This window comes from Stenotrophomonas sp. RS-48 (assembly GCF_030053245.1).
Classification (GTDB): domain Bacteria; phylum Pseudomonadota; class Gammaproteobacteria; order Xanthomonadales; family Xanthomonadaceae; genus Stenotrophomonas; species Stenotrophomonas maltophilia_P.
In genome coordinates, this window is sequence record NZ_JASGBV010000084.1 from 22,392 (window position 1) to 44,861 (window position 22,470).

General features: G+C 67.8%; 20 protein-coding genes. 16 read left to right on the forward strand and 4 right to left on the reverse strand.

What is annotated here, in order from left to right; genetic code table 11:
• Positions 1 to 154: 154 nt before the first annotated feature.
• From cycA to QMZ25_RS15150, 4 genes are all read left to right on the forward strand, one after another.
• Positions 155 to 1,528 carry a D-serine/D-alanine/glycine transporter gene (gene cycA / locus QMZ25_RS15135; protein WP_180875803.1) on the forward strand — a complete coding sequence of 458 codons (1,374 nt, stop codon included), beginning with the start codon at positions 155 to 157 and terminating at the stop codon, positions 1,526 to 1,528.
• Between the two features lie 61 nt (positions 1,529 to 1,589).
• Positions 1,590 to 2,366, forward strand: coding sequence for a lytic transglycosylase domain-containing protein (locus tag QMZ25_RS15140; RefSeq protein WP_065182540.1), 777 nt, complete (start codon positions 1,590 to 1,592; stop codon positions 2,364 to 2,366).
• Between the two features lie 133 nt (positions 2,367 to 2,499).
• Entirely contained in the window at positions 2,500 to 3,852 is a 1,353-nt protein-coding gene (locus tag QMZ25_RS15145) for a hypothetical protein (protein ID WP_180875802.1), read from the forward strand.
• A 9-nt stretch (positions 3,853 to 3,861) separates the two neighbouring features.
• Entirely contained in the window at positions 3,862 to 5,940 is a 2,079-nt protein-coding gene (locus tag QMZ25_RS15150) for a gluconolaconase (RefSeq protein WP_065182538.1), read from the forward strand.
• Here QMZ25_RS15150 and QMZ25_RS15155 read toward each other — a convergent pair.
• The gene (locus QMZ25_RS15155) at positions 5,918 to 6,322 is read right to left on the reverse strand and encodes a YciI family protein (protein WP_065175397.1); all 405 of its coding nucleotides are present in this window, start codon (positions 6,320 to 6,322) and stop codon (positions 5,918 to 5,920) included. The two genes, QMZ25_RS15150 and QMZ25_RS15155, sit on opposite strands and share 23 nt — an antisense overlap.
• 182 nt (positions 6,323 to 6,504) lie before the next feature.
• Here QMZ25_RS15155 and QMZ25_RS15160 point away from each other — a divergent pair, with 182 nt between their 5' ends.
• From QMZ25_RS15160 to QMZ25_RS15200, 9 genes are all read left to right on the forward strand, one after another.
• The gene (locus QMZ25_RS15160; protein WP_283219882.1) at positions 6,505 to 6,918 is read left to right on the forward strand and encodes a YciI family protein; all 414 of its coding nucleotides are present in this window, start codon (positions 6,505 to 6,507) and stop codon (positions 6,916 to 6,918) included.
• Positions 6,919 to 6,969: 51 nt separating this feature from the next.
• Positions 6,970 to 7,392, forward strand: a complete 423-nt coding sequence (locus QMZ25_RS15165) for a VOC family protein (protein ID WP_065175395.1) — start codon at positions 6,970 to 6,972, stop codon at positions 7,390 to 7,392.
• Positions 7,393 to 7,430: 38 nt separating this feature from the next.
• Complete coding sequence (locus QMZ25_RS15170; protein WP_065175394.1) at positions 7,431 to 7,841, forward strand: VOC family protein; 411 nt, start codon at positions 7,431 to 7,433, stop codon at positions 7,839 to 7,841.
• Between the two features lie 30 nt (positions 7,842 to 7,871).
• The gene (locus QMZ25_RS15175) at positions 7,872 to 8,228 is read left to right on the forward strand and encodes a DUF1428 domain-containing protein (RefSeq protein ID WP_053518847.1); all 357 of its coding nucleotides are present in this window, start codon (positions 7,872 to 7,874) and stop codon (positions 8,226 to 8,228) included.
• A gap of 45 nt (positions 8,229 to 8,273) precedes the next feature.
• Complete coding sequence (locus QMZ25_RS15180) at positions 8,274 to 9,542, forward strand: sigma-70 family RNA polymerase sigma factor (protein ID WP_053518849.1); 1,269 nt, start codon at positions 8,274 to 8,276, stop codon at positions 9,540 to 9,542.
• Between the two features lie 54 nt (positions 9,543 to 9,596).
• On the forward strand, positions 9,597 to 11,246 hold the full coding sequence (locus tag QMZ25_RS15185) for a M28 family metallopeptidase (RefSeq protein WP_283219883.1): 1,650 nt from the start codon (positions 9,597 to 9,599) through the stop codon (positions 11,244 to 11,246).
• A gap of 161 nt (positions 11,247 to 11,407) precedes the next feature.
• Positions 11,408 to 12,670 carry a histidine kinase gene (locus tag QMZ25_RS15190; protein WP_180875798.1) on the forward strand — a complete coding sequence of 421 codons (1,263 nt, stop codon included), beginning with the start codon at positions 11,408 to 11,410 and terminating at the stop codon, positions 12,668 to 12,670.
• Positions 12,660 to 13,427, forward strand: a complete 768-nt coding sequence (locus tag QMZ25_RS15195) for a LytTR family DNA-binding domain-containing protein (protein WP_053518856.1) — start codon at positions 12,660 to 12,662, stop codon at positions 13,425 to 13,427. The genes QMZ25_RS15190 and QMZ25_RS15195 overlap by 11 nt, the downstream gene beginning before the upstream one ends.
• A 32-nt stretch (positions 13,428 to 13,459) precedes the next feature.
• Positions 13,460 to 13,804, forward strand: coding sequence for a hypothetical protein (locus QMZ25_RS15200; RefSeq protein ID WP_283219884.1), 345 nt, complete (start codon positions 13,460 to 13,462; stop codon positions 13,802 to 13,804).
• 39 nt (positions 13,805 to 13,843) lie between these two features.
• On the opposite strand, the gene QMZ25_RS15205 is transcribed toward QMZ25_RS15200, so the two are convergent.
• Together QMZ25_RS15205 and QMZ25_RS15210 are read right to left on the reverse strand one after the other, a co-directional pair.
• The gene (locus QMZ25_RS15205) at positions 13,844 to 14,458 is read right to left on the reverse strand and encodes a hypothetical protein (RefSeq protein ID WP_053518857.1); all 615 of its coding nucleotides are present in this window, start codon (positions 14,456 to 14,458) and stop codon (positions 13,844 to 13,846) included.
• A gap of 331 nt (positions 14,459 to 14,789) precedes the next feature.
• Entirely contained in the window at positions 14,790 to 16,901 is a 2,112-nt protein-coding gene (locus QMZ25_RS15210) for a M13 family metallopeptidase (protein ID WP_065175391.1), read from the reverse strand.
• Between the two features lie 287 nt (positions 16,902 to 17,188).
• Here QMZ25_RS15210 and QMZ25_RS15215 point away from each other — a divergent pair, with 287 nt between their 5' ends.
• The gene (locus QMZ25_RS15215) at positions 17,189 to 20,140 is read left to right on the forward strand and encodes an EAL domain-containing protein (protein WP_283219893.1); all 2,952 of its coding nucleotides are present in this window, start codon (positions 17,189 to 17,191) and stop codon (positions 20,138 to 20,140) included.
• Between the two features lie 66 nt (positions 20,141 to 20,206).
• Here QMZ25_RS15215 and QMZ25_RS15220 read toward each other — a convergent pair whose 3' ends face one another.
• Positions 20,207 to 21,088: a LysR family transcriptional regulator gene (locus QMZ25_RS15220; RefSeq protein WP_283219885.1), complete on the reverse strand. Its 882-nt coding sequence runs from the start codon at positions 21,086 to 21,088 to the stop codon at positions 20,207 to 20,209.
• 95 nt (positions 21,089 to 21,183) lie between these two features.
• On the opposite strand from QMZ25_RS15220, the gene QMZ25_RS15225 reads away from it, so the two are divergent.
• Both QMZ25_RS15225 and QMZ25_RS15230 read left to right on the forward strand, forming a co-directional pair.
• Positions 21,184 to 21,594: a DoxX family protein gene (locus QMZ25_RS15225; RefSeq protein ID WP_053520277.1), complete on the forward strand. Its 411-nt coding sequence runs from the start codon at positions 21,184 to 21,186 to the stop codon at positions 21,592 to 21,594.
• 31 nt (positions 21,595 to 21,625) lie between these two features.
• Positions 21,626 to 22,414, forward strand: a complete 789-nt coding sequence (locus QMZ25_RS15230) for a class III extradiol ring-cleavage dioxygenase (protein WP_193396630.1) — start codon at positions 21,626 to 21,628, stop codon at positions 22,412 to 22,414.
• Positions 22,415 to 22,470 lie beyond the last annotated feature (56 nt).

The following is a 22,470-nucleotide window of genomic DNA, read 5'->3' on the forward strand; positions in this document are numbered from 1 at the left end:
GAGCATGCCGCCGCGCCGGGCGGAATGGGACGAATCAGGTATTCGGTCACATTGTGGTGAAAGCGGCCAACTTTGCCGGATTCAGCCCGTCCCCAGCTGGCGCAACCGGCCCGGGAGGACTACCGTCGGACGCTTCGCCCGCCGATTCCGCGCCATGACCGACCCTGCCCAGCCCCCCGAGCATCTGCGCCGCAGCCTGTCCAACCGCCACCTTCAGCTGATTGCCATCGGCGGTGCCATCGGCACCGGTCTGTTCATGGGATCGGGCAAGACCATCAGCCTGGCCGGCCCGTCCATCGTGTTCGTCTACCTGATCATCGGCGCGATGCTGTTCTTCGTCATGCGCGCGATGGGCGAACTGCTGCTGTCCAACCTGCAGTACAAATCCTTCATCGATTTTTCCACCGATCTGCTCGGGCCCTGGGCCGGCTTCTTCTGTGGATGGACCTACTGGTTCTGCTGGATCGTCACCGCCATCGCCGATGTCATCGCCATCGCTGCGTACGCACAGTTCTGGTTCCCCGGCCTGGATGCGTGGATTCCGGCACTGATGTGCGTGCTGTTGCTGCTGGGGCTGAATCTGGTGACAGTGAAGCTGTTCGGTGAGATGGAGTTCTGGTTCGCGCTGATCAAGATCGTGGCGATCTGCGCGCTGATCATCACCGGCGCCGGCCTGGTGGCGTGGGGCTTCACCTCGCCCAGCGGGCACACCGCCTCGCTGGCCAACCTGTGGAACGACGGTGGCATGTTCCCGATGGGACTGGTCGGCTTCTTTGCCGGTTTCCAGATCGCGGTGTTCGCCTTCGTCGGCATCGAGCTGGTGGGAACCACCGCCGCTGAAACCGCCGACCCGGAGCGCAACCTGCCCAAGGCGATCAACTCGATCCCGGTGCGCATCATCATCTTCTACGTGCTTGCGCTGGTGGCGATCATGGCAGTGACGCCGTGGCGGCAGGTGGTGCCGGACAAGAGCCCGTTCGTGCAGCTGTTCGTATTGGCCGGGATCCCTGCCGCCGCCAGCCTGATCAATTTCGTGGTGCTGACCTCGGCAACGTCCTCGGCCAACAGCGGCATCTTCTCCACCAGCCGCATGCTGTATGGCCTGGCGGAAGAAGGCCACGCGCCGCGCGGCCTGTCGAAACTGTCGCGCGCGGCGGTGCCGGCCCGCGGGCTGCTGTTCTCCTGCCTGTGCCTGCTGGGCGGCACGCTGCTGATCTACCTGATCCCGAATCTGGTGACCGCCTTCACCCTGGTGACGACGCTGGCGACGGTGCTCTTCATCTTCGTCTGGTCGCTGATCCTGGTGGCTTACATGGTCTACCGCCGCCGTTACCCGCAGCGCCACGAGGCCTCGATCTTCAAGATGCCCGGTGGCGTGGCGATGTGCTGGGCGTGCCTGGTGTTCTTCGCGGGCGTGCTGGTCCTGTTGAGCCTGCAGGCCGATACCCGCCAGGCCCTGATCGCCAGCCCGGCGTGGTTCGTGCTGCTGGGCGTGGGCTACGCGCTGCGCAGCCGGATGGCCCGCTAGGGGCGCGGCCGCCACCGCATTCACCCATCGTTAGCGGGGGCGGCCGGATGATCCGGCCGCCATGACCCGCCGCCCCGTCCTCGCTGCGCTGATGCTGCTGTCCCTCCTGTGGGCCGGGACGGCGGCTGCGCGCACGGTGTACCGCTGCGTGCAGGGCAACACCGTCAGCCTGGCCACCGCGCCGGAACCCGGTTCGCGCTGCACCGCGCGAGATATCGACGACAACGCCATCCAGACCCCGAACCTGTGGGGCAACATGGGGGTGTTCAGCGGCGTGCTGTACGAACGTGAGCAGGACGGCCGGCTGGTCTATTCCACCCGCAATCTGCCGGGCTCGCGGGTGTTCCTGAAATTCACCGTGGCCACGCCGCCGGGCGAGCCTGCGCATGAGGGCCTGGGCCGGGTCGGCAAGCCGCAGCTGGCACCGCACGCGCGGCAGTTCAGGGCGGCAGCGAAGGCGACCGGTGTTGATGATGCCTGGCTGCGTGCCATCGCCCACGCAGAAAGCAACTTCGACGCGCTGGCGGTGTCCAGCAAGGGCGCGCAGGGCGTGATGCAGCTGATGCCCGAGACCGCACTGGAGTACGGGGTGAGCGACCCGTTCTCGCCACAGCAGTCGATCGACGGTGGCGCGCGCTACATGCGCGCGCTGCTGCGCCGCTACAACGGCGACCGCACGCTTGCCGCGGCCGCGTACAACGCCGGCATCGGCGCGGTGACCCGCTACAAGGGCGTACCGCCCTACGCGGAAACGCTGGCCTACGTGGACAAGGTGATGGCGTTGTACACGCGCTATCGCGAGGCGATGGGCATCCGCATCGAGGTGCCGGCAAAGTAGCCACTCGTCGGACGGTGATTGTGGGCGCCCCTCGGCCGCGGCAGGATGGCGCTGCACGGGTGGGCGGGGGAGCGCCGGCCCGGGCGTCGAGGGACGATCCGGCCTGCAGCATCGAATCCACAGGGGGATGTGCATGAAGCCTATCGGGAGCGTGGTCGCGGCATTGTTGTTCGCGATCGCATGCAATGGCTGTGCCAGCAAGAACGTGTTGTATCGCGATGCCGAACGACGACAGGACGCAACCGCGCTGTTCCTGGACCGTGAGGGAAGTCTCTACCCTGCAGCCAGCGTAGCGGTGCCGGTGCAGCAGATGCTGGAAGGGGCACGCCCGTCGTCGGCGGATTTCGCGACGCTCCGGCATCTCTACCAGCAGTCGGCAGTGCCAGGTGCCGCCTCGGCAGCGGCGTGGCGCAGCCTGCTTGCCGATACCGGGGTGACGCCCGACGCCGCCTTCACCGACACCTGGCAGCAGATCCAGCAGGTGCTGCGTGCGCGCGCCTCGCAGCAGCTGGATCGTGCTGCGGAGGACGGCCGTGTGGTGGTGCTGCTGGTGCACGGCTACAACAACGACTACCGCGAGGCGGCCGCCTGGTACGAACGGGTGGAGCGTGATTTCCGCGAGCGCGGGGCGGCCAGCGGGCAGACGTTGTCATTCGTGCGCGTGTACTGGGATGGCCTGCATGGCAACGCGTTCCGGATCTGGGGCGCCGCCCAGCTCAACGGGCCCTACGTGGGACTGGAGCTGCGCAGGGTGCTGGCGGGTGTGGACAACAGGGACATGCCGTTGCGGGTGTTCACCCACAGCTCGGGTGCGTACGTGATGAACAACGCACTGGGCAACGGCTCTTCGCCGCTGCGCGGCATGCAGGACGCTTACTACCGTCGCGCTGCCGGTCTGGATGGCTATGGATTCCCGCCGCTGCGCAACCTGCGCATGGCCATGCTGGTACCGGCGCAGCCGCCGACGGCGATGGCCAACTACCATCATCCGCGCCTGGAGCAGACATTCGGCACGATCCCCGACCGGTTGATCCTGGGCCTGAGCCGGCACGATTTCGCCACCGGCAAGGGCCGCCGGCTGGGGTCGTGCAGGATGGCGGGCAACACCTGCATGGCCACCCACATCCGCTATTCCTGCGCAGCGGTACGGCGCGACCTGCGCAGCAGCGAATCGCACGGGCGAAAGCAGGTGTGGGCCGTCGCGTTTCCGCAGCCCGCGCTGAGATCGCATCCCCATGCGGTAGCGTCCTACATGCAGGATGGCGACTGGAAGCTGTTCGCCGACGCGCTGCTGCTCGACACCGCGCTGGAGCCGGCCAACCAGGCTGCGCTGTGCGAGCGCAGGGTAGGGCCGCTGAAGCACAGCGATGCCTGGCCTGACGAAATAAAAGTGCGCGCTGCAACAGCACCCGAGCGTGCGGCTGAGGCCGATGCGGGTTGGCATTGGTGGAACTACTGGCTAAGTTCGTCGCTCCCCGTTGAATGATGGAACACGATGGCGCGGCGATACTGGATGGCGGCGGTTGCGGTGGCAACCGCCGGTGCATTGGCGGCGACCTTCTGGCTGCCGGACGAACCCCACCCCGAGACACCTGCGGGACCGGCGCCGACGCCGCTGGCATGGACCGCGCAGATCGAACTGCTGGCCGGTGATGGCCATCCGGGTGATCGGGATGGGGCCTCCGTGCAGGCGCGCTTCGCCGATCCCTACGCGCTGCTGCGGTTGGACGATGGCAGCGTCTACTTCACCGATGGCGGCGACAACAACCGTATCCGCCGCCGCCTGCCCGATGGCCGCGTCGAGACCGTGGCCGGGCAGGGCGAAGGTCGCGTCGATGGCCCGGCACTGCAGGCACGCTTCCACACGCCGTCCGGCATCGCCGCCGATGCACAGGGCAATCTGTACGTGGCCGACACCGGCAACCATGCGATCCGCCGCATTGGCGTCGATGGCCAGGTGACCACGGTGGCCGGCGGCGAGCAGGGATACGCCGACGGTCCCGGCGCGCAGGCACGTTTCGATGCGCCGATGGGTATCGCCTTGGATGCGCAGGGGCAGATCTACGTGGCCGATACCTGGAACGACCGGATCCGGGTGATCGGCACCGACGGCAGTGTGCGCACCCTCGCCGGGGGCGATCGGCCCGGCTTCATCGACGCGGCAGGAGGCGAGGCGCGGTTCGATACACCGGTGGCGTTGGCCTTCGACGCGCACGGGGTCCTGCTGGTGGCGGATCTGTTCAACAACGCGGTGCGTCGTGTCGGTGCCGATGGCACGGTCAGCACGTGGGTCGGCAGTGGCGGGGTCATCAACGGGCCGCTGTCGCTGACCGCGACCCATGATGGCGTGCTGTACGTGGGCGACCTTGAGGGACGCGTGGTACAGGTCACCGCACAGGGCCACCAGATCGCACTGGTCGGTAATGACCGACTGCCGCGGCTGGCGCGCCCCAGCGGCCTGGCGCTGGATGCGGATGGCAGCCTGCTGGTGGCCGACGCGGCCGGATACCGGCTGCATCGGCTGCGGCCGCTGCCGGTGGGCGAGCTTCCGGCCCCTGCGCTGGTCGGACCCGCCGCTGATGCAGCGCTGCCGGACACGGCCGGGCGCTGGCCGCTGGCACCGCAGGAGGGCTGGCACGAAGTGGTCGGCACGCTGGGCGAGGTGCGGGGCAATTTCAGGGGTGAGAGCCGGCACCATCTGCACGGCGGCTTCGATGTGCGCGGCGATGTCGGCCAGACCGTGCTGGCCATTGCCGAGGGCAAGATCAGCAGCCCGGTGGCCAGCTGGAGCCTGGGCGGGCAGGGCGAAGGGCTGGCGGTGGACCGGCTGAAGTACATCCACATGCGGGTGGGCCGCACGCCGCGCGGGGAACCGTTCGACGCGCGCTGGCAGGCGCTGTATGACGACCAGGGCGCGCTGGAACGCATCCGCGTGCGCCGGGGCACGCGCATCCACGTGGGCGATCGCCTGGGCAGCATCAACAGCCAGGCGCACGTGCATCTGGCGGTGGGCACCAGCGGCTTTGAAACCAACGCGGTCGCGCTGGGGTTCCGCAACTTCGCCGATCACTTCGCGCCGCGCATCACCGATGTGGCGCTGCTGGACGCCAACGACCAACCGATGACGGCGGGGAGCGACGGCAGCGTGATGGTCGCGCGGCAGGGACGGGGCGTGCAGATCGTGGTCGAGGCCTGGGACCAGGTCGACAACAACCTGGCCCGGCGCAGGCTGGGCGCGTACCAGGTGGGCTACCAGATCCTGGATGCGGCCGGTCGGCCGCTGCAGGGCTACGAGCAGCCGCGCTGGAACATCGTGTTCAACCGCATGCCGCCGCAGAATGCCGCCGTAAAGGTTGCCTACGCACCGGACAGCGGCATCACGGTGCACGGCAGCGCCGTCACCCGTTTCCGCTACCTGGTCACCAACACCGTGCGCGATGGCCTGATGGAGACCGGTCGCTGGCAGCCGGCAGCACTGCCGCCGGGGGACTACATCGTGCGTGCCAGCGTGCGCGACTACAGCGGCAACGAGGGCATCGGCAAGCGCGAGGTCAGAGTACGGCTGCTGCCATAGCGGGCGGGGCGCCGCAGCGCTCACGCTCGGCGTCCATGTCCTCAAGCGGGCGCACTTCGATGCTGCCGAACCGTGCCCACGGGAACTCGCGCGCGATGCGCATCGCCTCGTCACGGTCGCGCGCCACAATGAGATTGAAGCCGGCCAGCAGCTCGCGGGTTTCGGCGAACGGGCCATCCAGCACCCGGCTGTGGCCATCGCGGACGCGCAGGGTCTGCGCGGTATCCACCGGCTGAAGCTTCTGCGCCAGAAGCAGCGTGCCTTCGGCCTGCAGCCTGTCGGCGTGGGCCAGGCAGTCGCGCATCAAGGTGTTGAACGCCTCGGTCGGCAGGGCCTGCAGCAAGGCAGGTTCGATGTAGATCAGAAGCAGGTACTGCTGCATGGCGCGATCCTGGCGGGGGCGGACCTGCATGATCGCGCAGGTTTGCGCCGGGGCATGTTGCAGCGCGGGAGACCGGTGCCCGATGCCCCCCCAAAAAAAAACTTTCAGAATTTGTCGATTCCCCGTCCCCTCGTTCGTTGTAACAGTGAAGGGCGCGCACCTGCGCCCCACGGGAGACCCACATGAAAGTCATGGTGATCGTCAAAGCCAACGCCGATTCCGAAGCCGGACGCCTGCCCAGCGAGCAGGAGCTGACGGCCATGGGCGCCTACAACGAACAGCTGGTTGCCGCCGGCATCATGCTGGCCGGTGAAGGCCTGCATGCCACCGCGCGTGGCCGCCGCATTCACTTCGGCGGCGCTGGACCGCAGGTCGAGAGCGGCCCGTTCGCGCCCGTCGCCGACCAGATCGCAGGCTTCTGGCTGTGGAATGTCCGCTCGCTCGACGAGGCTGTGGAATGGGCCAGCCGCGCCCCCTTTGGCAGTGGTGGCACGCTCGAGGTGCGCCCGCTGATCTCCGCCGAAGACTTCGGCGAAGCCTTCACCCCCGAATTACAGCGGCAGGAACAGCGTCTGCGCGAGCAGCTCGAAGGCTGAGCCTCGCCGCGCCGCGAACACTCGACATCTTCAACCGAACGGAGCACCCCGATGAAACTGATTCCCTTCCTTGGCTTCAGCGGCCAGGCCCACGAGGCGATGGCCTTCTACGCCAAGGCCCTGGGTGGCCAGGTCACCTCGGAAATGAAGTACCGCGACATGCCTCCCTCCGACGGCTCGCCGGGATGCAACGAGATGCCGGCCGACACCCTTGACCACGTGGCCCACAGCCAGCTGGAAATCGGCAATGCCATCCTGATGGCCGCCGACGGCCCCGGTGCCGGCGACGGCGGCTCGACCACCATCAATGTCGATGTCGACAGCATCGAGGAGGCCGAGCGCGTGTTCGCCGCGCTGGCCGATGGGGGCCAGGTGCAGATGCCGATCGCCGAGACGTTCTGGGCGCACCGCTGGGGCATGTTGACCGATCGCTACGGCAAGCCGTGGATGGTCAACTGCATGAAGCAGCCCTGATCGCCCGCCTTCTTTCCATTTCCCAGGGAACCTGAGCAATGAGCACACCGCAACCGCAGATGATCTTCGTCAACCTGCCCGTGCAGGATCTGGACAAGTCCAAGGCCTTTTTCGCCGCACTGGGCTACCACTTCAACCCGGCGTTCACCGATGAGAACGCGGCCTGCATGGTGGTCAGCGACAGCATCTTCGTGATGCTGCTGGTCAAGCCGTTCTTCCAGCAGTTCACCACCAAGGCGATCGCCGACGCGCAGGCGCAGACCGAGGTGATCACCTGCCTGTCCGCCGACAGCCGCAACGCAGTGGACGTGATGGTGGACAAGGCACTTGCCGCCGGTGCCACTGAACCGCAGCCGGCGCGCGACTATGGTTTCATGTACCAGCGTGGCTTCCAGGACCTGGACGGACATCTCTGGGAAATCGCCCACATGGACGGCGAGCCGGGCTGAGCGGCCACGCCCGACGACAGGAGAACGCTTATGGCTTACGTCGATGCCTATGTGCTGCCGTGCCCCGAGGACAAGGTCGCGGCCTACCGCCGCCTTGCCCGCAAGGCCGGTGCGGTGTGGAAGGATCACGGTGCGCTTCAGTACATGGAATGCGTGGCCGACGACGTGGAACCCGGCACGTCGACCTCGTTCCCGCGTGCGGTGAAGGCCAAGCCTGGCGAGACCGTGATCGTGGCCTTCGTGGTGTTCCGATCGCGTGCGGCACGTGACCGCATCAACGCGAAGGTGATGGCCGATCCGCGCCTGGCCGGCATCGGCCCGAAGGACATGCCGTTCGATACCCGGCGGATGTTCTGGGGCGGTTTCAGGCCCATCGTCGAAGCGTGACTGCCGGTGCTTGTGCGGCGGGAGCGTGCATGCTGTGATCGGCGCATGCACGAGCCCGCCCTGACCCAGCGCCTGGAGACTCTCTGGCGGATGGAATCGCCAGTGTTGATCGCGCGCCTGGCGCGGCTGCTCGGCGGTGATGTCGGCCGTGCCGAGGAACTGGCCCAGGACACCTGGCTGGCCGCGCTGGAGCGTTGGCCGGAGCAGGGCATCCCGGACAATCCTGGAGCCTGGCTGATGACCACTGCGCGCAACCGGGCCATCGATGTACTGCGCCAGCACCAGCGGGTGGCGCAGCAGCATGCGCAGTGGGGCGAGGCACTGCATCCGGCCGCGCTGCCGGCACCGGACGACAGCACCGCGCTGGAAGACGATCTTGGCGACGATCTGCTGCGCCTGATGTTCGTGGCGTGCCATCCGGTACTGCCCGCGGACGCGCGCGTGGCGCTGACCCTGCGCCTGCTCGGCGGGCTGACCACGAGCGAGATCGCGCGCGCGTTCCTGCAGCCGGAACCGACCATCGCCCAGCGCGTGGTGCGCGCCAAGCGCACGCTCGCGCAGAAGCAGGTGCCCTATGAAGTGCCGCGTGCCGAAGCGTTGCCCGCGCGCCTGGCCTCCGTGCTGGAAGCGATCTACCTGGTGTTCAACGAAGGCTACGCCGCCAGTGCCGGCGATGACTGGATGCGACCAGCGCTGTGCGAGGAGGCGCTTCGCCTGGCGCGCATTCTCGCCCACCGCATGCCGGCCGCCGCCGTGCTGGGACTGCTGGCACTGATGGAACTGCAGGCGTCGCGCGCCGCGGCGCGGGTGGATGCGCAGGGCCGGCCGGTGCTGCTGGACCAGCAGAACCGCGCACGCTGGGACTGGCTGCAGATCGAACGCGGGCGGCAGGCGCTGGCCCGCGCGCTGTCGGCCGGCGGTAGCGACGATCCCTACGTGCTGCAGGCCTGCATTGCCGAGTGCCATGCAACGGCGCGCCAGGCCGACCAGACCGATTGGGCACGCATCGCCGGGCTGTATTCGCGGCTGCTGCAGATCCAGCCTTCGCCTGTGGTGGCGCTGAACCGGGTGGTAGCCATCCTGCGCAGTGAGGGCGCGTTCGCTGCCTGGGCGCATCTGCAGCCGCTGCTCTCCGATGACCGTCTGCGTGACTACGCACCGTTGCAGGTCGTCCGTGGCGAGGTGCTGCAGCACCTGGGTCGGGTCGAAGACGCCCGGCAGGCGTTCCAGGCCGCTGCCGCGCTCACCGACAACGTGCGCGAACGCGATCACCTGCTGGCACGGGCCCATCCGACAGTGCCAAAAGCGCCTTAAATCCCTCGGGCCCCTTTTGTACACTCGGCTGGGATTTCCCTGCTGGAGAGAGCAATGAAGCGAGTAGCACTGGGCGTGCTGGCCCTGTCGGTGTCGGGCGCACTGATGGCGGCCACGCCGAAATTCGATGGCGCGCGGATTTCCGCCGACGTGAAGGAACTGGCCTCGGACGCCTATGAGGGCCGTTCGCCGGCCACTGCGGGCGAAGCGAAGACCATCGCCTACCTGAGCAAGCAGTTTGCCGACGCCGGGCTGCAGCCGGGTGGCGACCTGAAGGATGGCAAGCGCCTGTGGACCCAGGCCGTGCCGCTGCGCAAGGGCGACATCGTGGGGACGCCGCAGCTGGCCCTGCATCAGGGTGACAGGACCATCGCGCTGGAGCAGGGCAAGCAGATCGCCGTGCGCGCGGCCATGAACGGCGCCAGCACGGTGGACATCAGCAAGGCGCCGCTGGTCTTCCTCGGCTACGGCGTGAAGGCCCCGGAGCGCAACTGGGACGACTTCAAGGGCGTGGACCTGAAGGGCAAGATCGCGGTCGTGCTGATCAACGACCCGGACTTCGAGACCGGCAAGGGCGACTTCGACGGCAAGGGCATGACCTGGTACGGCCGCTGGCCCTACAAGTACGAGGAAGGCGCACGCCAGGGCGCGCTGGGCGTGCTGATCGTGCATGAGACCGCACCGGCCTCGTACGGCTGGGCCACGGTCGCCGGCTCCAACACCAACACCATGTTCGATGTGGTGCGCGACAACCCGGCCGACAGTCACCCTCTGCTGGAAGGCTGGATCCAGCGCGACCTGGCCGTGGACCTGTTCCGAGCGGCCGGCCAGGATTTCGAGGCACTGAAGAAAAAGGCGCAGCAGCGCGACTTCACGCCGGTCACGCTGACCGGCGCCAGCCTGGACGCGAAGTATGCGGTGAAGACCGAAGTGATCACCTCGCACAACGTGGCGGCGCGGCTGGAAGGCAGCAGTCACCCGGACGAGACCGTGATCTACAGCGCCCACTGGGACCACATCGGCGTGGGCGAGCCCGATGCCCGCGGCGACCGCATCTTCAACGGTGCGCTGGACAATGCCAGTGGCACCGCTTCGCTGATCGAACTGGCCCGTGGCTTCGCCAAGGGCAAACAGCCGCAGCGCTCGCTGCTGTTCCTGGCGGTCACCGCCGAAGAAAAGGGCCTGCTGGGTTCGGAGTACTACGCGACCCACCCGTTGTATCCGCTGGAGAAGACCGTGGCGGTGATCAACATGGATGGCATGGCGCCGTTCGGCCCCTCGCGCGACTTCGGCATCTACGGTGCCGCCCGCTTCGAGCTGCTGGACCAGCTGAAAGAGGTGGCCAAGGGCTGGGACATCCGCTATACGCCCGATCCGAAGCCGGAAGCGGGCCTGTTCTTCCGCTCTGACCATTTCCCGTTCGCCAAGCGCGGCGTGCCGGCGCTGTCCTGGTCGGCCGGACAGGACTGGGTGGACGGGGGCGTGGCTGCTGGCAGGAAGGCGTCGGAGGACTACACCGCCAAGCGCTACCACCAGCAGGGCGACGAGTGGCAGCCGGACTGGGTGTTCGTCGGCGCCGCCCGCGACCTGGAGGTGCTGTACACCCTGGGCAACCAGCTGGCGAACTCGCGCAGCTGGCCGAACTGGAGCAAGGACGAGTCGTTCCGCGCCGTGCGTGACGAAAGCGCGGGGCAGCGGAAGTAAGGGAAGGCGGGGCGCTGCCCCGTCCCCCCCGGTAGCGCCGGGCCACGCCCGGCGTTTCCGTGAGGGGTTCCATCGCGGCTTTCCCGCACTTCGTCGCAGGCCGCTTGTCTGCCCGGCAGGCCGCCCTATGCTCGGCTTACCCCTTTCACCAAGGCGCCGCCGTGTTCGCCAGCCTCACTCTCATTTTCCGTCATCTGTTGGCCTGGGCCGCGGCGCTGGTCGTGGCCGGCATGGTCTGGAGCGGCATCTTCAGCGGCATGAACGATGGCCCGGGCTGGATTTTCGGCCTGCTGGCGATGTTCCTGATGATTACCGCGCTCGGCAGTGCGATCAGCCATGTGCGCCGGGTCTGGCTGGTGGCCGGGCGCCTGGACGCGAGCACGCTGTCCGGGCGCCAGCGTCGGCAGGTGGAACTGCCGATGGATGCCGGCCAGGCCTTTGCCGTGGTCGAGGCGGCCGTGGCCGAGCTGCCCCGGGTGGAGGACGTGGAAAGCGCGGCCGGCAGCCTGCAGGTGCGCGCCTACGTGCGCCGCGTCGACCCCTGGAACGGCCGCCAGCCCTCGCGCTGGAACCTGCCCGCGCGGCTGGCGATCAAGCGCAACGGTGTGCTGGCCACGGTCACGCCCGGGCAGGGCACCAGTACCGTGACTCTGCTGTTCGAGCCCGATGCGGGCTGGTGGGCCGATCTGCTGGCGCTGGACGAAGGCAGCAACTACGAGAATGCCGAAGCGGTCACCCGTGCGATCAGCCGTCGGGTGGCCGACCAGCGCCGCACCGAGCAGGCCGCCGCGGAGCAGACCCAGGTGGAAAAGGAGCTGTCGGTGGCGCGCCTGAACCTGCTGCACGCGCAGGTCGAGCCGCACTTCCTGTACAACACGCTGGCCAATGCCCAAGTGCTGACCCGCACCGATCCGGCGCGGGCCGAGCAGATGCTGGGACACCTGATCCAGTACCTGCGCAGTTCGTTGCCGCAGGTGGACGAATCGATGTCGACCCTCGGCGTGGAGCTGGAGCGTACCCGCGCGTACCTGGAGATCCTGCGGATCCGCATGGGCGCAAGGCTGGCGGTGGAGGTGCAGGTGCCGCCGGAACTGCATGCGGTGAAGCTGCCGGCGATGGCGCTGCAGACGCTGGTCGAGAACGCGATCAAGCACGGCCTGGAGCCCAAGCCGGGAGGTGGAACGATCTGGATCCTGGCGCGCGGCTTCGACGACCACGTGACGGTGACCGTGGCCGATGATGGGCTCGGCTTCAGCCAAGGCACCACCAGTGGCACCGGCATCGGCCTGAAGAACCTGCGCGAGCGGCTGCGCCTGACCTGCGGCGAGCAGTCCGGCGTAGCGATCGTCGCCAATTTCCCCAGCGGCGTTGCTGCGACCATGACATTGCCGCCATCCAACAAGGAGCGCAGCCATGCCGCTTGAAGCCCTGATTGCCGAGGACGAGGAACTGCTGCGGCAGTCGCTGGTGGACCAGCTGCGCCGGCTGTGGCCGGAGCTGAAGCTGGTGGCCGAGTGCGAAGACGGCGCCAGTGCACTGGAGCAGCTGGCCGAGAAGCAGCCGGACATCGCTTTCCTCGACATCCGCATGCCGGGCATCACCGGCATCGAGGTCGCGCGTGCACTGTCCGAGCTCAGCCCGCGCACGCAGGTGGTGTTCGTCACCGCCTACGACCAGTACGCCATCGATGCCTTCGAACAGGGTGCGATGGACTACCTGCTCAAGCCGGTCAGCGATGAGCGCCTGCTGGCCACGCGCGAGCGCATCCTCGCGCGGTTGCCCTCCACGCGCCACGATGATGCGGTGCTGGAACGCCTGCTCCAGCGTCTGGGACCGGGACAGAACGGTGACCGCCCGCCGCTGGCGTGGATCACCGCCAGCAATGGCCGCGAGACCCAGCTGATCATGCTGGAGGACGTGGTCTACTTCCGCGCGGACAACAAGTACACCACCGTGATCACCGCCGCCGGCGAGAGCCTGCTGCGCACCCCGCTGCGCGAACTGCTGGAAGTGCTCGATCCGCAGCACTTCCGCCAGATCCACCGCTCGACCATCGTCAACATGAAATCGGTCGCTGCGGTCAGCCGCGACGATACCGGGCGCGGTGTGCTGCGCCTGCGCCAGCGGCCGGAAACGCTGGTGGTCAGCCAGCCCTTCATGAGCCTGTTCCGCGGCATGTAGCCGCGACGTTGCATCTGCCCCGAGGAATGACCATGCCCCGTCTGCTGCTTGTGTGTGCTGTGCTGCTGGCACTGGCCGGCTGCGAAAAATCCAGTAATTCCTCGATTACCCGCGCGCGCGCCAACGGCGTGGACACGCTGTACAGCAAGGGCACCGTCGTCGATGGTCAGGCGCGGTTCCAATGCATCGCCAGCAGCAGTGGCAGGTGCCACTATCTCGTGCTGGATCCGGCCTGCAGCACCGAGGCCACCTGCGCCATGCCGCCCCTGCGGCGTTTTTCGGTGGCCGTAGGCCAAACCGAAACCATGCGAGGCCTGCCCGAGGGCTTCCACCAATGCGTCAGCCAGGACCCGATAGAACAATGCCACCGTGAGTGATCACGGTGGCATTGTGGACCCCCCCGTTTTCCGCAAGGGTCAGTAGGCAGGCTGCAGCGTCAGTTCGTGATGGTGTTCGGTTTCGCCTACATGGTTCAGCCGCCCGACCAGTTCGGAGTGCTGCTTCATCCGTCCGATCTCGGTCATGATGCGGATGTCCTCATGGCGCAGCTCGCGCCTGGCGGTGACCGCCTGCTTGTAGTCCAGCACTTCCGGGTAGTGCTCGGCCAGGTCCAGCGCCTCGGCCACATGCTCGACGCTGTCGGCCTTGGAACTGATGCGGGCCCGGCTGTTGAAGGCTTTCATCCAGCGCTCGAAGCCGGCCTGCTGGTCGAACATGTTGGCCATGAACCAGATCACGAACAGGATCGAGACCCATGAGCCGAACACGATCACCACGCGGGTGAAGGTGATATGGAAGTCGTCACGCCACAGGTAGTTGGCGATCAGGCCCAGAATCACCAGCGACGCCGCCTGCCAGCCGATTATGGAGGCGATCAGCCACTGGCACTTGGCCTGGGCCAGCACCGCCACTTCATCGCGGATCTGCTGCTCGCTGAGATTGCGCCAGTGCGCGACCTGTTTGTCGAACGGGCTGCTGTAGAGCTCGTTGTCGCGAAGCAGAATTCCCAAACCCTTGAACAAAGCAATCATGGCTGGCTCCTTGTGGAACGTGCGTCGATCAGCGTTGGACGGTGTGGCGGGTTCAGTTCTAGCACTTCCAGCGAGCGGTGCAATGGGCGGAACGCCAAGCGGCGTAAGGGTCTTGTCCGGCCGGGTGAAGTTTTGTGCGATGCAGCACAGCGCCCGCACCCTGCGACAGGATGTCGCAGGGTGAAACGTGCTGCGGGCGCACATGAAACCGGGCATGAGCAGGGATCCCGGCAATCGGCCTCGTCTTCGGCCTGAATCGGCACCGACCGCGCAGCCTGCCAGGCCCGGTGCGGATGAAAACGGGCGCCTCGCGGCGCCCGTTTCCCTCATCTCACCAGACTTTGACCCGCTTGTCGGGCGCCAGGTACAGCTTCTGGCCCTCCTTCACCTCGAACGCCGGGTACCAGGCGTCGATGTTGCGCACGGTGAGCGCGCGGAACTGGCCCGGCGCGTGCACGTCGGTCAGCAGCGAATTGCGCAGCGCCTGCTCGCGGCTCTTGCTGCGCCATGCCTGGGCGAAGCCGAGGAAGAAGCGCTGGTCCGGGGTGAAGCCTTCCAGGGTCTGGCCCGGCTTGCCCTGCAGCGACAGCTGGTAGGCGTCGTACGCCGTTCCCAGACCGGCGACGTCGGCGATGTTCTCGCCCAGCGTCAGCTTGCCGTTGACGTGCACGCCGGGGAACGGCTCGTAACTGCTGAACTGGGCCGCGAGCGCGTCGCCGGCGGCGTTGAACTGCTTCAGGTCCTCGGCGGTCCACCAGTTGTGCAGCTTGCCGGTCTCGTCGAACAGCGCGCCGGCATTGTCGAACCCGTGGCTGATCTCATGGCCGATCACCGCACCGATCGCACCGTAGTTCACCGCATCATCGGCGGCCCCATCGAAGAACGGCGGCTGCAGGATCGCGGCCGGGAACACCAGGCGGTTCTCCAGCGGCACGTTCATCGCGTTGATGGTCTGCGGCAGCATCGCCCACTCACCGTGGTCGACCGGCTTGCCCAGCTTGGCGATGTTGCGCTGGTACTCGAACAGCTCGGCGCGCTGTGCATTGCCCAGCGGGTCGTCGCGGCGGATTTCCAGACCGCTGTAATCGCGCCATTTTTCCGGATACCCCATGCCCACGGTCAGGCCGGCCACCTTTGCCTTGGCGCTGGCCTTGGTCTGCGGCGACATCCACGACAGCGCGTCGATGCGCCTGGCGAACGCGGCGATGATGTTCTTCGCCATTTCGTCCGCGCGCTCCTTGGTCCTGGCGTCGAAGTGCTTCTCGACATAGCGCTTGCCGATGGCCTCACCGACGGCGTGGTTGGCATCATCCACCGCGCGCTTCCAGCGATCGCTCTGCTGCGGCGTGCCGCTCAGCGCGGTGCCGTGGAAGGCGAAGCGGGCATCGGCGAACTTCTTCGGCAGGTACGCCGCGGCGCGATCCAGCGCATGGAAGGCCAGGTAATCCTTCCAGACCTCCAGCGGCTCGGTGGCCACCAGCCTGGACAGCCCGGCCACCGCCCTGGGCTGCCAGACGATGAAGTCCTGCTGCTTGCCCAGTGCAGCGGCATCGAGGAAGGCGGTCCAGTCCATGCCCGGGGCCTTGGCGTTGAAGTCAGCCTGGGTCCAGGGGTTGGCACCCTTGGTCACGTCGTTGGTTTCTTCCTGGGTGGCGTGCGCCTGCGCGATCTTCGTTTCCAGCGCAACGATGCGCTGCGCCTTGCCGGCCGGGTCGGCGCTGCCGGCCAGCTGTAGGAGCTGCGCGATATAGGCCTGGTACTGCTTGCGCAGTTCGGCCATGCGGCCGTCGCCCAGATAGAAGTCGCGGTCGGGCATGCCAAGTCCGCCCTGCACCAGATACGGCGCGGTGCGGTCCGGCTGCAGCAGATCGACCGAGACCCACAGGCCGAACAGGCGGTCGGTGTAGAAGTTGGTGGCATTGAGCAGGTCGACATCGGCGCGCATGTCGCCGCCCAGCGCGCGGGCCAGGCCGGCCTTGTCAGTGATCGCATCGATCGCCTTCAGCTGCGGCTGCACCGGCGCGATACCGCGCTGCTCGATGCCGGCCTCATCCATGAAGGCGGCGTAGTAATCGCCGATCAGCTTGTCCTCGCCGCTGGCCTGGGCATTGCCGGCAGCGCCTTCGAGGATGGCGCGGGTGTCGGCCTGGGTCTTCTCCGCGATGACGTTGAAGCTGCCGAAGCGCGAGCGGTCGGCGGGGATCTGGGTGTTCTTCACCCAGGTGCCATTGGCGAAGCCGAAGAAATCGTCGCCGGCGGCGATGCTGCGATCCATGCCGCTGGCATCGAAGCCGAAGCTGCCCAGCATCGGCTTGGCGGCTGCGGGGGCGGATGCGGCCGGCGCGGCGGTACTGGCCGCCGGATCGGCGGCGCGGTCGCAGGCGGCCAGGGACAGGCTGGCAGCAATGGCCAGTGCCAGGGTGGGACGGCGCAGCTTGGACATGGACTTCTCTTGCGGCGGGAAAACGCCAAGTCTAATCCGCTCCGATGCGATGGGTCGCACCGTTGTGGCGCAAGGCTGTGCACGATCTGGCTGAACGCGGTGCGGCGATCTTCACGCCGTCACCGCCGTGGTGCATGCTGCATGCCGGACCCCTGCGCGGACGCAGGGCGGTGATCCGGCGTGGCGGGCCCGGCGGTCAAGAATGGCAGTCGCCGGCCGCTGAGGTCGGGGATGTGGAGGAATCGTTCGCGCATGAAGCCAGCCGACTGGACAGGGAACACCCACCGATGCCCGCGCTGAAACGCGCGTTGGCCCGGCCACTGCGCGCCATCACCTGGGGCGGGGTGGTGCTGGGCGTGCTGCTGGTGGCCGGTCTGGCGATGATGCTGGTCAATGACCATCATCGGCGGTTGGAAGCGGCGCAGCGGCAAAGCCGGGCACTGGCGGTCGGCAGCGAGCGCCTGCTGGCATTGCAGCTGCGCAATCTGGAGCGGGCGATGGGCGGCATTTCCGCCGACGCCGCCGAGCTGTTCCGGAGCGTGCCGGCACAGGCACCGCGGCTGCTCGATGCGGCCGTGGCCGGCGTGCTGCAACGGCACGCCGAGCTGCACAGCATCGTGGTGCTCGACAGCTACGGACGTGCGCTGACCGCGGGCCAGGGCGACCTGCAGCTGCCCCTGTGGACCGATCCGCAACGGCGCGGCCCTGGCAGTGCGCTGTACATCGGGCCGCCGCAGCGGGGCAGCGATGATGGCTGGGTGGTGCCGCTGGCGCTGCCGCTGGACGACGACCGCTGGCTGCTGGCGCGCCTGCGCTGCGGCGAACTGCAGCGCATCATCGGCGGGCTGGACGTGGGCCCGAACGGCCTGGTGTCGATCAGTGATGCCGAAGGCTACATGTTGGCGCGCGTGCCCGATCCGCATGGCACGGTCGGACACCGCTACGAGCTGCCCGGGCGCGATCTGCTCGGCAGGCAGGCGGTGATCGAACTGGGGAACATGCCCGGCGTGGTCGACGGCGTGCCGCGCATCACCACCATCAGTACGCTGGAACGCAACCCGCTGGCGGTGCAGGTGGGCCTGGCCGAAAAGGACGTGCTGGCGCCGTGGTGGCCCTACCTGCAGGCATCGGTGGCCATCGTGCTGGTCTATGTGGCCGTGCTGCTGGTGCTGTTGTTCGCCGTCCGGCGAACGATCCGCCGGCAGCAATCGATGGCCGAGGAACTGCAGGCCGGCAATGCGGAACTGCGGCTGGCCCACCAGGTCGGGCGGGTCTGCACCTGGTATGTCGATGAGGACGCTGCACTGCTGCGCTGGTCACCGCTGGCACGCGAGATCTTCGGCGTACAGACCGACGCGCTGCCGGTGGCCGATTTCTTTGCCCGGGTGCACCGCGATGATGCCGCACGGCTGCAGAAGGCGTTTGACCAGGCATTTGCCGGCAACGCGGTGATGGATGAGGTATTCCGCCTGGTGCTGCCGGGGGGGGCGGTGCGCTGGGTCGGCGCGCGGGGCCAGCGCGTGCCGGTGGCCGATCGCCAGCGGCGCATGATCGGCGCGCTCACCGATCTCAGCGAGCGGTATCAGGCCCGTGAACAGATGAACCAGGTCGAACGGCGCTTCCGCCTGCTGTTTGACCGCAATCCTGCGCCGTTCTGGGTGTTCGATCCGGACACGCTGCGCTTCATCGAGGTCAACGATGCGGCCGTGCGGCAGTACGGCTACAGCCGTGAGGAATTCCTCACCATGAGCATCCTCGACATCCGGCCGCGGGAAGGGTGGGACGAGGTCAAGGGAGCCATCGCGCGGGCGCGCGTGGGCGACCTTCCCGATGCTGCCGTGCGCCTGCACCGGCGCAAGGATGGCAGTGTGTTCGAAGTGCGCGCGCATTTGTCCCGGCTGGATTTCGATGGCCAGCCGGCCTGCCTGGTACTGGCCGAGGATGTCAGCGAGCGGATGGCCTATGAGCGCGACCTGGCTTACCAGGCGCGGCACAACCCGGCGACCGGGCTGCTCAACGTGCGCGCGCTGACCGAGCAGCTGGATGCCCAGGCGGAGGGCTATACCATCGCCTTCGTGCAGCTGCGTGGCCTGCAGCTGGTGGCCGACACGCTGGGCCGGGAGATCGGCGATGCGGTGCTGCAGTCGATGGCCTCGCGCCTGGCTGTGCTGGCGGCACGTTACGGCGCGCTGGCCTTCCAGCCGGCGGAAGATTTCGTGTTCGCCATCGGCGCCGCGCATGACACCCGGCGCGTACTCGACGATCTGCTGCAGATCGTGTCGGCACCGATGCGTGGCAAGGATTCGCTGCACCAGTTCGAGCCGCGCATCGGCGTGGCGGTGCACACGGCAGATGATGGCCACAGCGCCGAGCAGGTGATCGGCATGGCGGCACAGGCGGCGCACGCCGCGCGCGCCGAAGGGGATGTGGTGGCCTGGTTCGACGCTGCGGTGACCACGCGCCTGGCTGATCGCCTGCGCCTGGCCGGGCGCATCCATGCGGCGATCGACAGCGAGTTCCAGCTGTACTTCCAGCCGATCCGGCACGCCAGCGACGGCAGTCCGGCGGCACTGGAGGCATTGCTGCGCTGGCCGCAGGCCGATGGCAGCTTCATTCCTCCCAACGAGTTCATCCAGCTGTGCGAGGACACCGGTCTGATCCTGGCCCTGGGGCGCTGGGTGATCCGTGCGGCGGCCCGGGCGCAGCGGCGCCTGGTGGAGGCGGGTTGGGGCGATCTGCCGATCGCGGTGAACGTGTCGGCCGTGCAGTTCTTCAACAGCGACCTGGTGGCCGAGTTCACCCGTGCCCAGCAGGACTTCGGCCTGGCCCGCGGCGCGCTGCATGTGGAGCTGACCGAGAGCAGCCTGATGCGCAAGCCGGCGCAGGCGATGCAGACCATGCAGCGCCTGCACGAGCAGGGCATCTGCGTGTCGCTGGATGATTTCGGTACCGGCTACTCCAGCATGTCCTACCTGCAGCACCTGCCGCTGGACATCCTCAAGATCGACCGCAGCTTCGTCGCCGACGTGGAGACCAATCCGCGCAACGCATCGATCTGCAGGGCGCTGCTGTCGCTGGGCCACAGCATGGGCCTGACCATCATTGCCGAGGGCGTGGAAACGCCGGGGCAGCTCGACTGGCTGGCCGCGCACGGTTGCGACCAGGTGCAGGGCTACCTGCTGGGACGTCCGGCCCCTCTGGAGCGGATCATCGGCATGCTGGACGAGGTCGCTGTCTAGCCCATGTTGCGGCTCGCCGGGCACGGCCTTGCGCCCGCGTGTCACGGGTGTTGTCCGGTGGCGCGGTCAGATCCCGGCCTCCACCAGGTAATCGATGAAGCTGCGTACCTTCGGCGCCAGGTGGCTGCGACTGGTGTAGACGGCGAAGATGCCGATCGGCGCCGCTTCCCAGTCCGGCAGGATGCGCACCAGGCGGCCGTCGGCCAGCGCCTCCTGGAGCAGGAAATCCGGTTGCAGGATCACGCCCATGCCAGCAATGGCCGCCTCGCGCAGCACGTCGCCGTTGTTGGCGCGCAGCACGCTGTTCACCGTGACCTGGACGTCGCCTCCGGGGCCGTGCAGTGGCCACTGGTCGCCGCCGGCCCAGTAGCTGTAGCCCAGGCATGCGTGATCCTGCAGTGCCTGCGGCGTGGCCGGCGCGCCGTGCGCAGCCAGGTAGGAGGGCGCCGCGCACAGGCTGATCCGCGATTCGCCCAGGCGACGCGCGATCAACGTGGGCCCGGGCTCGCGGGTGATGCGGATGGCCACGTCGTAGCCTTCTTCGACCATGTCCACCAAGCGGTCGGACAGGGCCAGGTCCAGTTCCACCTGCGGGAACCGCTCGCGGAAGCCGGCCAGCAGCGGGCCGAGACGGGCGATGCCCCAGCTGACCGGCGCATTGATGCGCAGCAGGCCGGACGGTTCCAGTGCCTGTGCGCCGATGCTGGCCTCCAGTGCGTCGAACTCCGCCAGCAGGCGCACGCACTGCGCGTAGTAGGCGGCGCCGGCACTGGTCGGGCTGACCCGGCGGGTGGTGCGGTGGAGCAGCCGCGTCGACAGGCGCTTCTCAAGCGCCGCAACCTGCCGGGTGACGCCGGCGGTGGACATATCCAGTGCCTGGGCGGCCGCACTGAAGCCATTGCGCTCGACCACGGCCACGAACACACGCATGGCGTCCAAAGTGTCCATTGTTGCGCCTTATGAAATAAATACGGTCGAATCATCGTATTTATCGGCATCGGTCGGCGCAATAAGCTGTGCTTCTTCCCTTTCGAGGCCCCGCCATGACGACCTCTGCTGCTTCCGCTCCCCCGCTGGCGCCCTATGGGGCGACGCTGCTACGCCTGGCCCTCGGCGTCCTGTTCCTGATCCATGGGCTGACCAAGCTGCTGGTGTTCACCCCGGCCGGCACCGCGGCGTTCTTCGAGTCGCTCGGTCTGCCGGGTGTGCTGGGTTACCTCACCCTCGCGGCAGAACTGGTGATTTCCGCAGCCCTGCTGCTCGGAATCTACGCGCGCTGGGTCGGGCTGGCCGGTGTGCCCCTGTTGCTGGGCACCATCGTCACCGTGCACGGCGCGAACGGCTTCGGCTTTGCCAATGCCGGCGGTGGCTGGGAGTACCCGGCCTTCTGGGCGCTGGCGCTGGTGGTGCTGTTCCTGGTCGGTGACGGCCGCTGGACCCTGCGTTCGCGTTGAGCGCTGGCTGATACTGCAAACGGAGAATTCCATGTCCCGCCTGCCTTCGCTGTACATCTCGCATGGTTCACCGATGACTGCGTTGCAGCCGGGCGAGGTGGGCGTGCGCCTGGCCGAACTGGCGCGCGACCTGCCCACGCCGCGCGCCATCGTCATCGCCTCGGCCCACTGGCTGGGGCGGCAGCCGTTGGTCGGCGCCCACCCGCAACCGCCGACCCTCCATGACTTCGGCGGCTTCCCGCGCGCGCTGTTTGAACTGCAGTACCCGGCACCGGGCGATCCGGCGCTGGCCGAAGACGTAGCCGGGCGCATCGCCGCGGCAGGCCTGCCGGTGGCCATCGATACCCAGCGTGGTCTCGACCACGGCGCCTGGGTGCCGCTGCGCCTGCTGCGTCCGCAGGCCGACATTCCCGTGGTGCCGGTATCGATCCAGCCGTTGCTGGGGCCTGCGCACCAGTTTGCGCTGGGCCGCGCGCTGGCACCTCTGCGCGAACAGGGCGTGCTGCTGGTCGGCTCGGGCAGCATCACCCACAACCTGCACGACTGGGGCGACTACCAGGACGGCAAGGAAGCGCCCTATGTGCGGCCGTTCATCGAGTGGGTAGAGCAGCGGCTGGCGGCCGATGATCGCCCGGCGCTGTTGGACTACCGCCGGCAGGCACCGTTCGCCGAACGCGCCCATCCCACCGATGAACACCTGTTGCCGCTGTTCTTTGCGATGGGTGCGGCCGGTGAAGACCGCTTCGGCGCACGTCGCATCGATGCCGGCGTCGATGGCGGCTTCCTGGCGATGGACATCTACCGCTTCGACGGGGCATGAGCCTGTGCTGACGCAGCATCGCTGCGGTTGTCGCAGCCGCGGTCGCCTGTGGTAGT

Coding starts and splice junctions, on each gene's coding strand:
- cycA (WP_180875803.1), top strand. CDS start 155: ATGACCGACCCTGCCCAGCCCCCCGAGCATCTGCGCCGCAGCCTGTCC.
- QMZ25_RS15140 (WP_065182540.1), top strand. CDS start 1,590: ATGACCCGCCGCCCCGTCCTCGCTGCGCTGATGCTGCTGTCCCTCCTG.
- QMZ25_RS15145 (WP_180875802.1), top strand. CDS start 2,500: ATGAAGCCTATCGGGAGCGTGGTCGCGGCATTGTTGTTCGCGATCGCA.
- QMZ25_RS15150 (WP_065182538.1), top strand. CDS start 3,862: ATGGCGCGGCGATACTGGATGGCGGCGGTTGCGGTGGCAACCGCCGGT.
- QMZ25_RS15155 (WP_065175397.1), bottom strand. CDS start 6,322: ATGCAGCAGTACCTGCTTCTGATCTACATCGAACCTGCCTTGCTGCAG.
- QMZ25_RS15160 (WP_283219882.1), top strand. CDS start 6,505: ATGAAAGTCATGGTGATCGTCAAAGCCAACGCCGATTCCGAAGCCGGA.
- QMZ25_RS15165 (WP_065175395.1), top strand. CDS start 6,970: ATGAAACTGATTCCCTTCCTTGGCTTCAGCGGCCAGGCCCACGAGGCG.
- QMZ25_RS15170 (WP_065175394.1), top strand. CDS start 7,431: ATGAGCACACCGCAACCGCAGATGATCTTCGTCAACCTGCCCGTGCAG.
- QMZ25_RS15175 (WP_053518847.1), top strand. CDS start 7,872: ATGGCTTACGTCGATGCCTATGTGCTGCCGTGCCCCGAGGACAAGGTC.
- QMZ25_RS15180 (WP_053518849.1), top strand. CDS start 8,274: ATGCACGAGCCCGCCCTGACCCAGCGCCTGGAGACTCTCTGGCGGATG.
- QMZ25_RS15185 (WP_283219883.1), top strand. CDS start 9,597: ATGAAGCGAGTAGCACTGGGCGTGCTGGCCCTGTCGGTGTCGGGCGCA.
- QMZ25_RS15195 (WP_053518856.1), top strand. CDS start 12,660: ATGCCGCTTGAAGCCCTGATTGCCGAGGACGAGGAACTGCTGCGGCAG.
- QMZ25_RS15200 (WP_283219884.1), top strand. CDS start 13,460: ATGCCCCGTCTGCTGCTTGTGTGTGCTGTGCTGCTGGCACTGGCCGGC.
- QMZ25_RS15205 (WP_053518857.1), bottom strand. CDS start 14,458: ATGATTGCTTTGTTCAAGGGTTTGGGAATTCTGCTTCGCGACAACGAG.
- QMZ25_RS15210 (WP_065175391.1), bottom strand. CDS start 16,901: ATGTCCAAGCTGCGCCGTCCCACCCTGGCACTGGCCATTGCTGCCAGC.
- QMZ25_RS15215 (WP_283219893.1), top strand. CDS start 17,189: ATGCCCGCGCTGAAACGCGCGTTGGCCCGGCCACTGCGCGCCATCACC.
- QMZ25_RS15220 (WP_283219885.1), bottom strand. CDS start 21,088: ATGGACACTTTGGACGCCATGCGTGTGTTCGTGGCCGTGGTCGAGCGC.
- QMZ25_RS15225 (WP_053520277.1), top strand. CDS start 21,184: ATGACGACCTCTGCTGCTTCCGCTCCCCCGCTGGCGCCCTATGGGGCG.
- QMZ25_RS15230 (WP_193396630.1), top strand. CDS start 21,626: ATGTCCCGCCTGCCTTCGCTGTACATCTCGCATGGTTCACCGATGACT.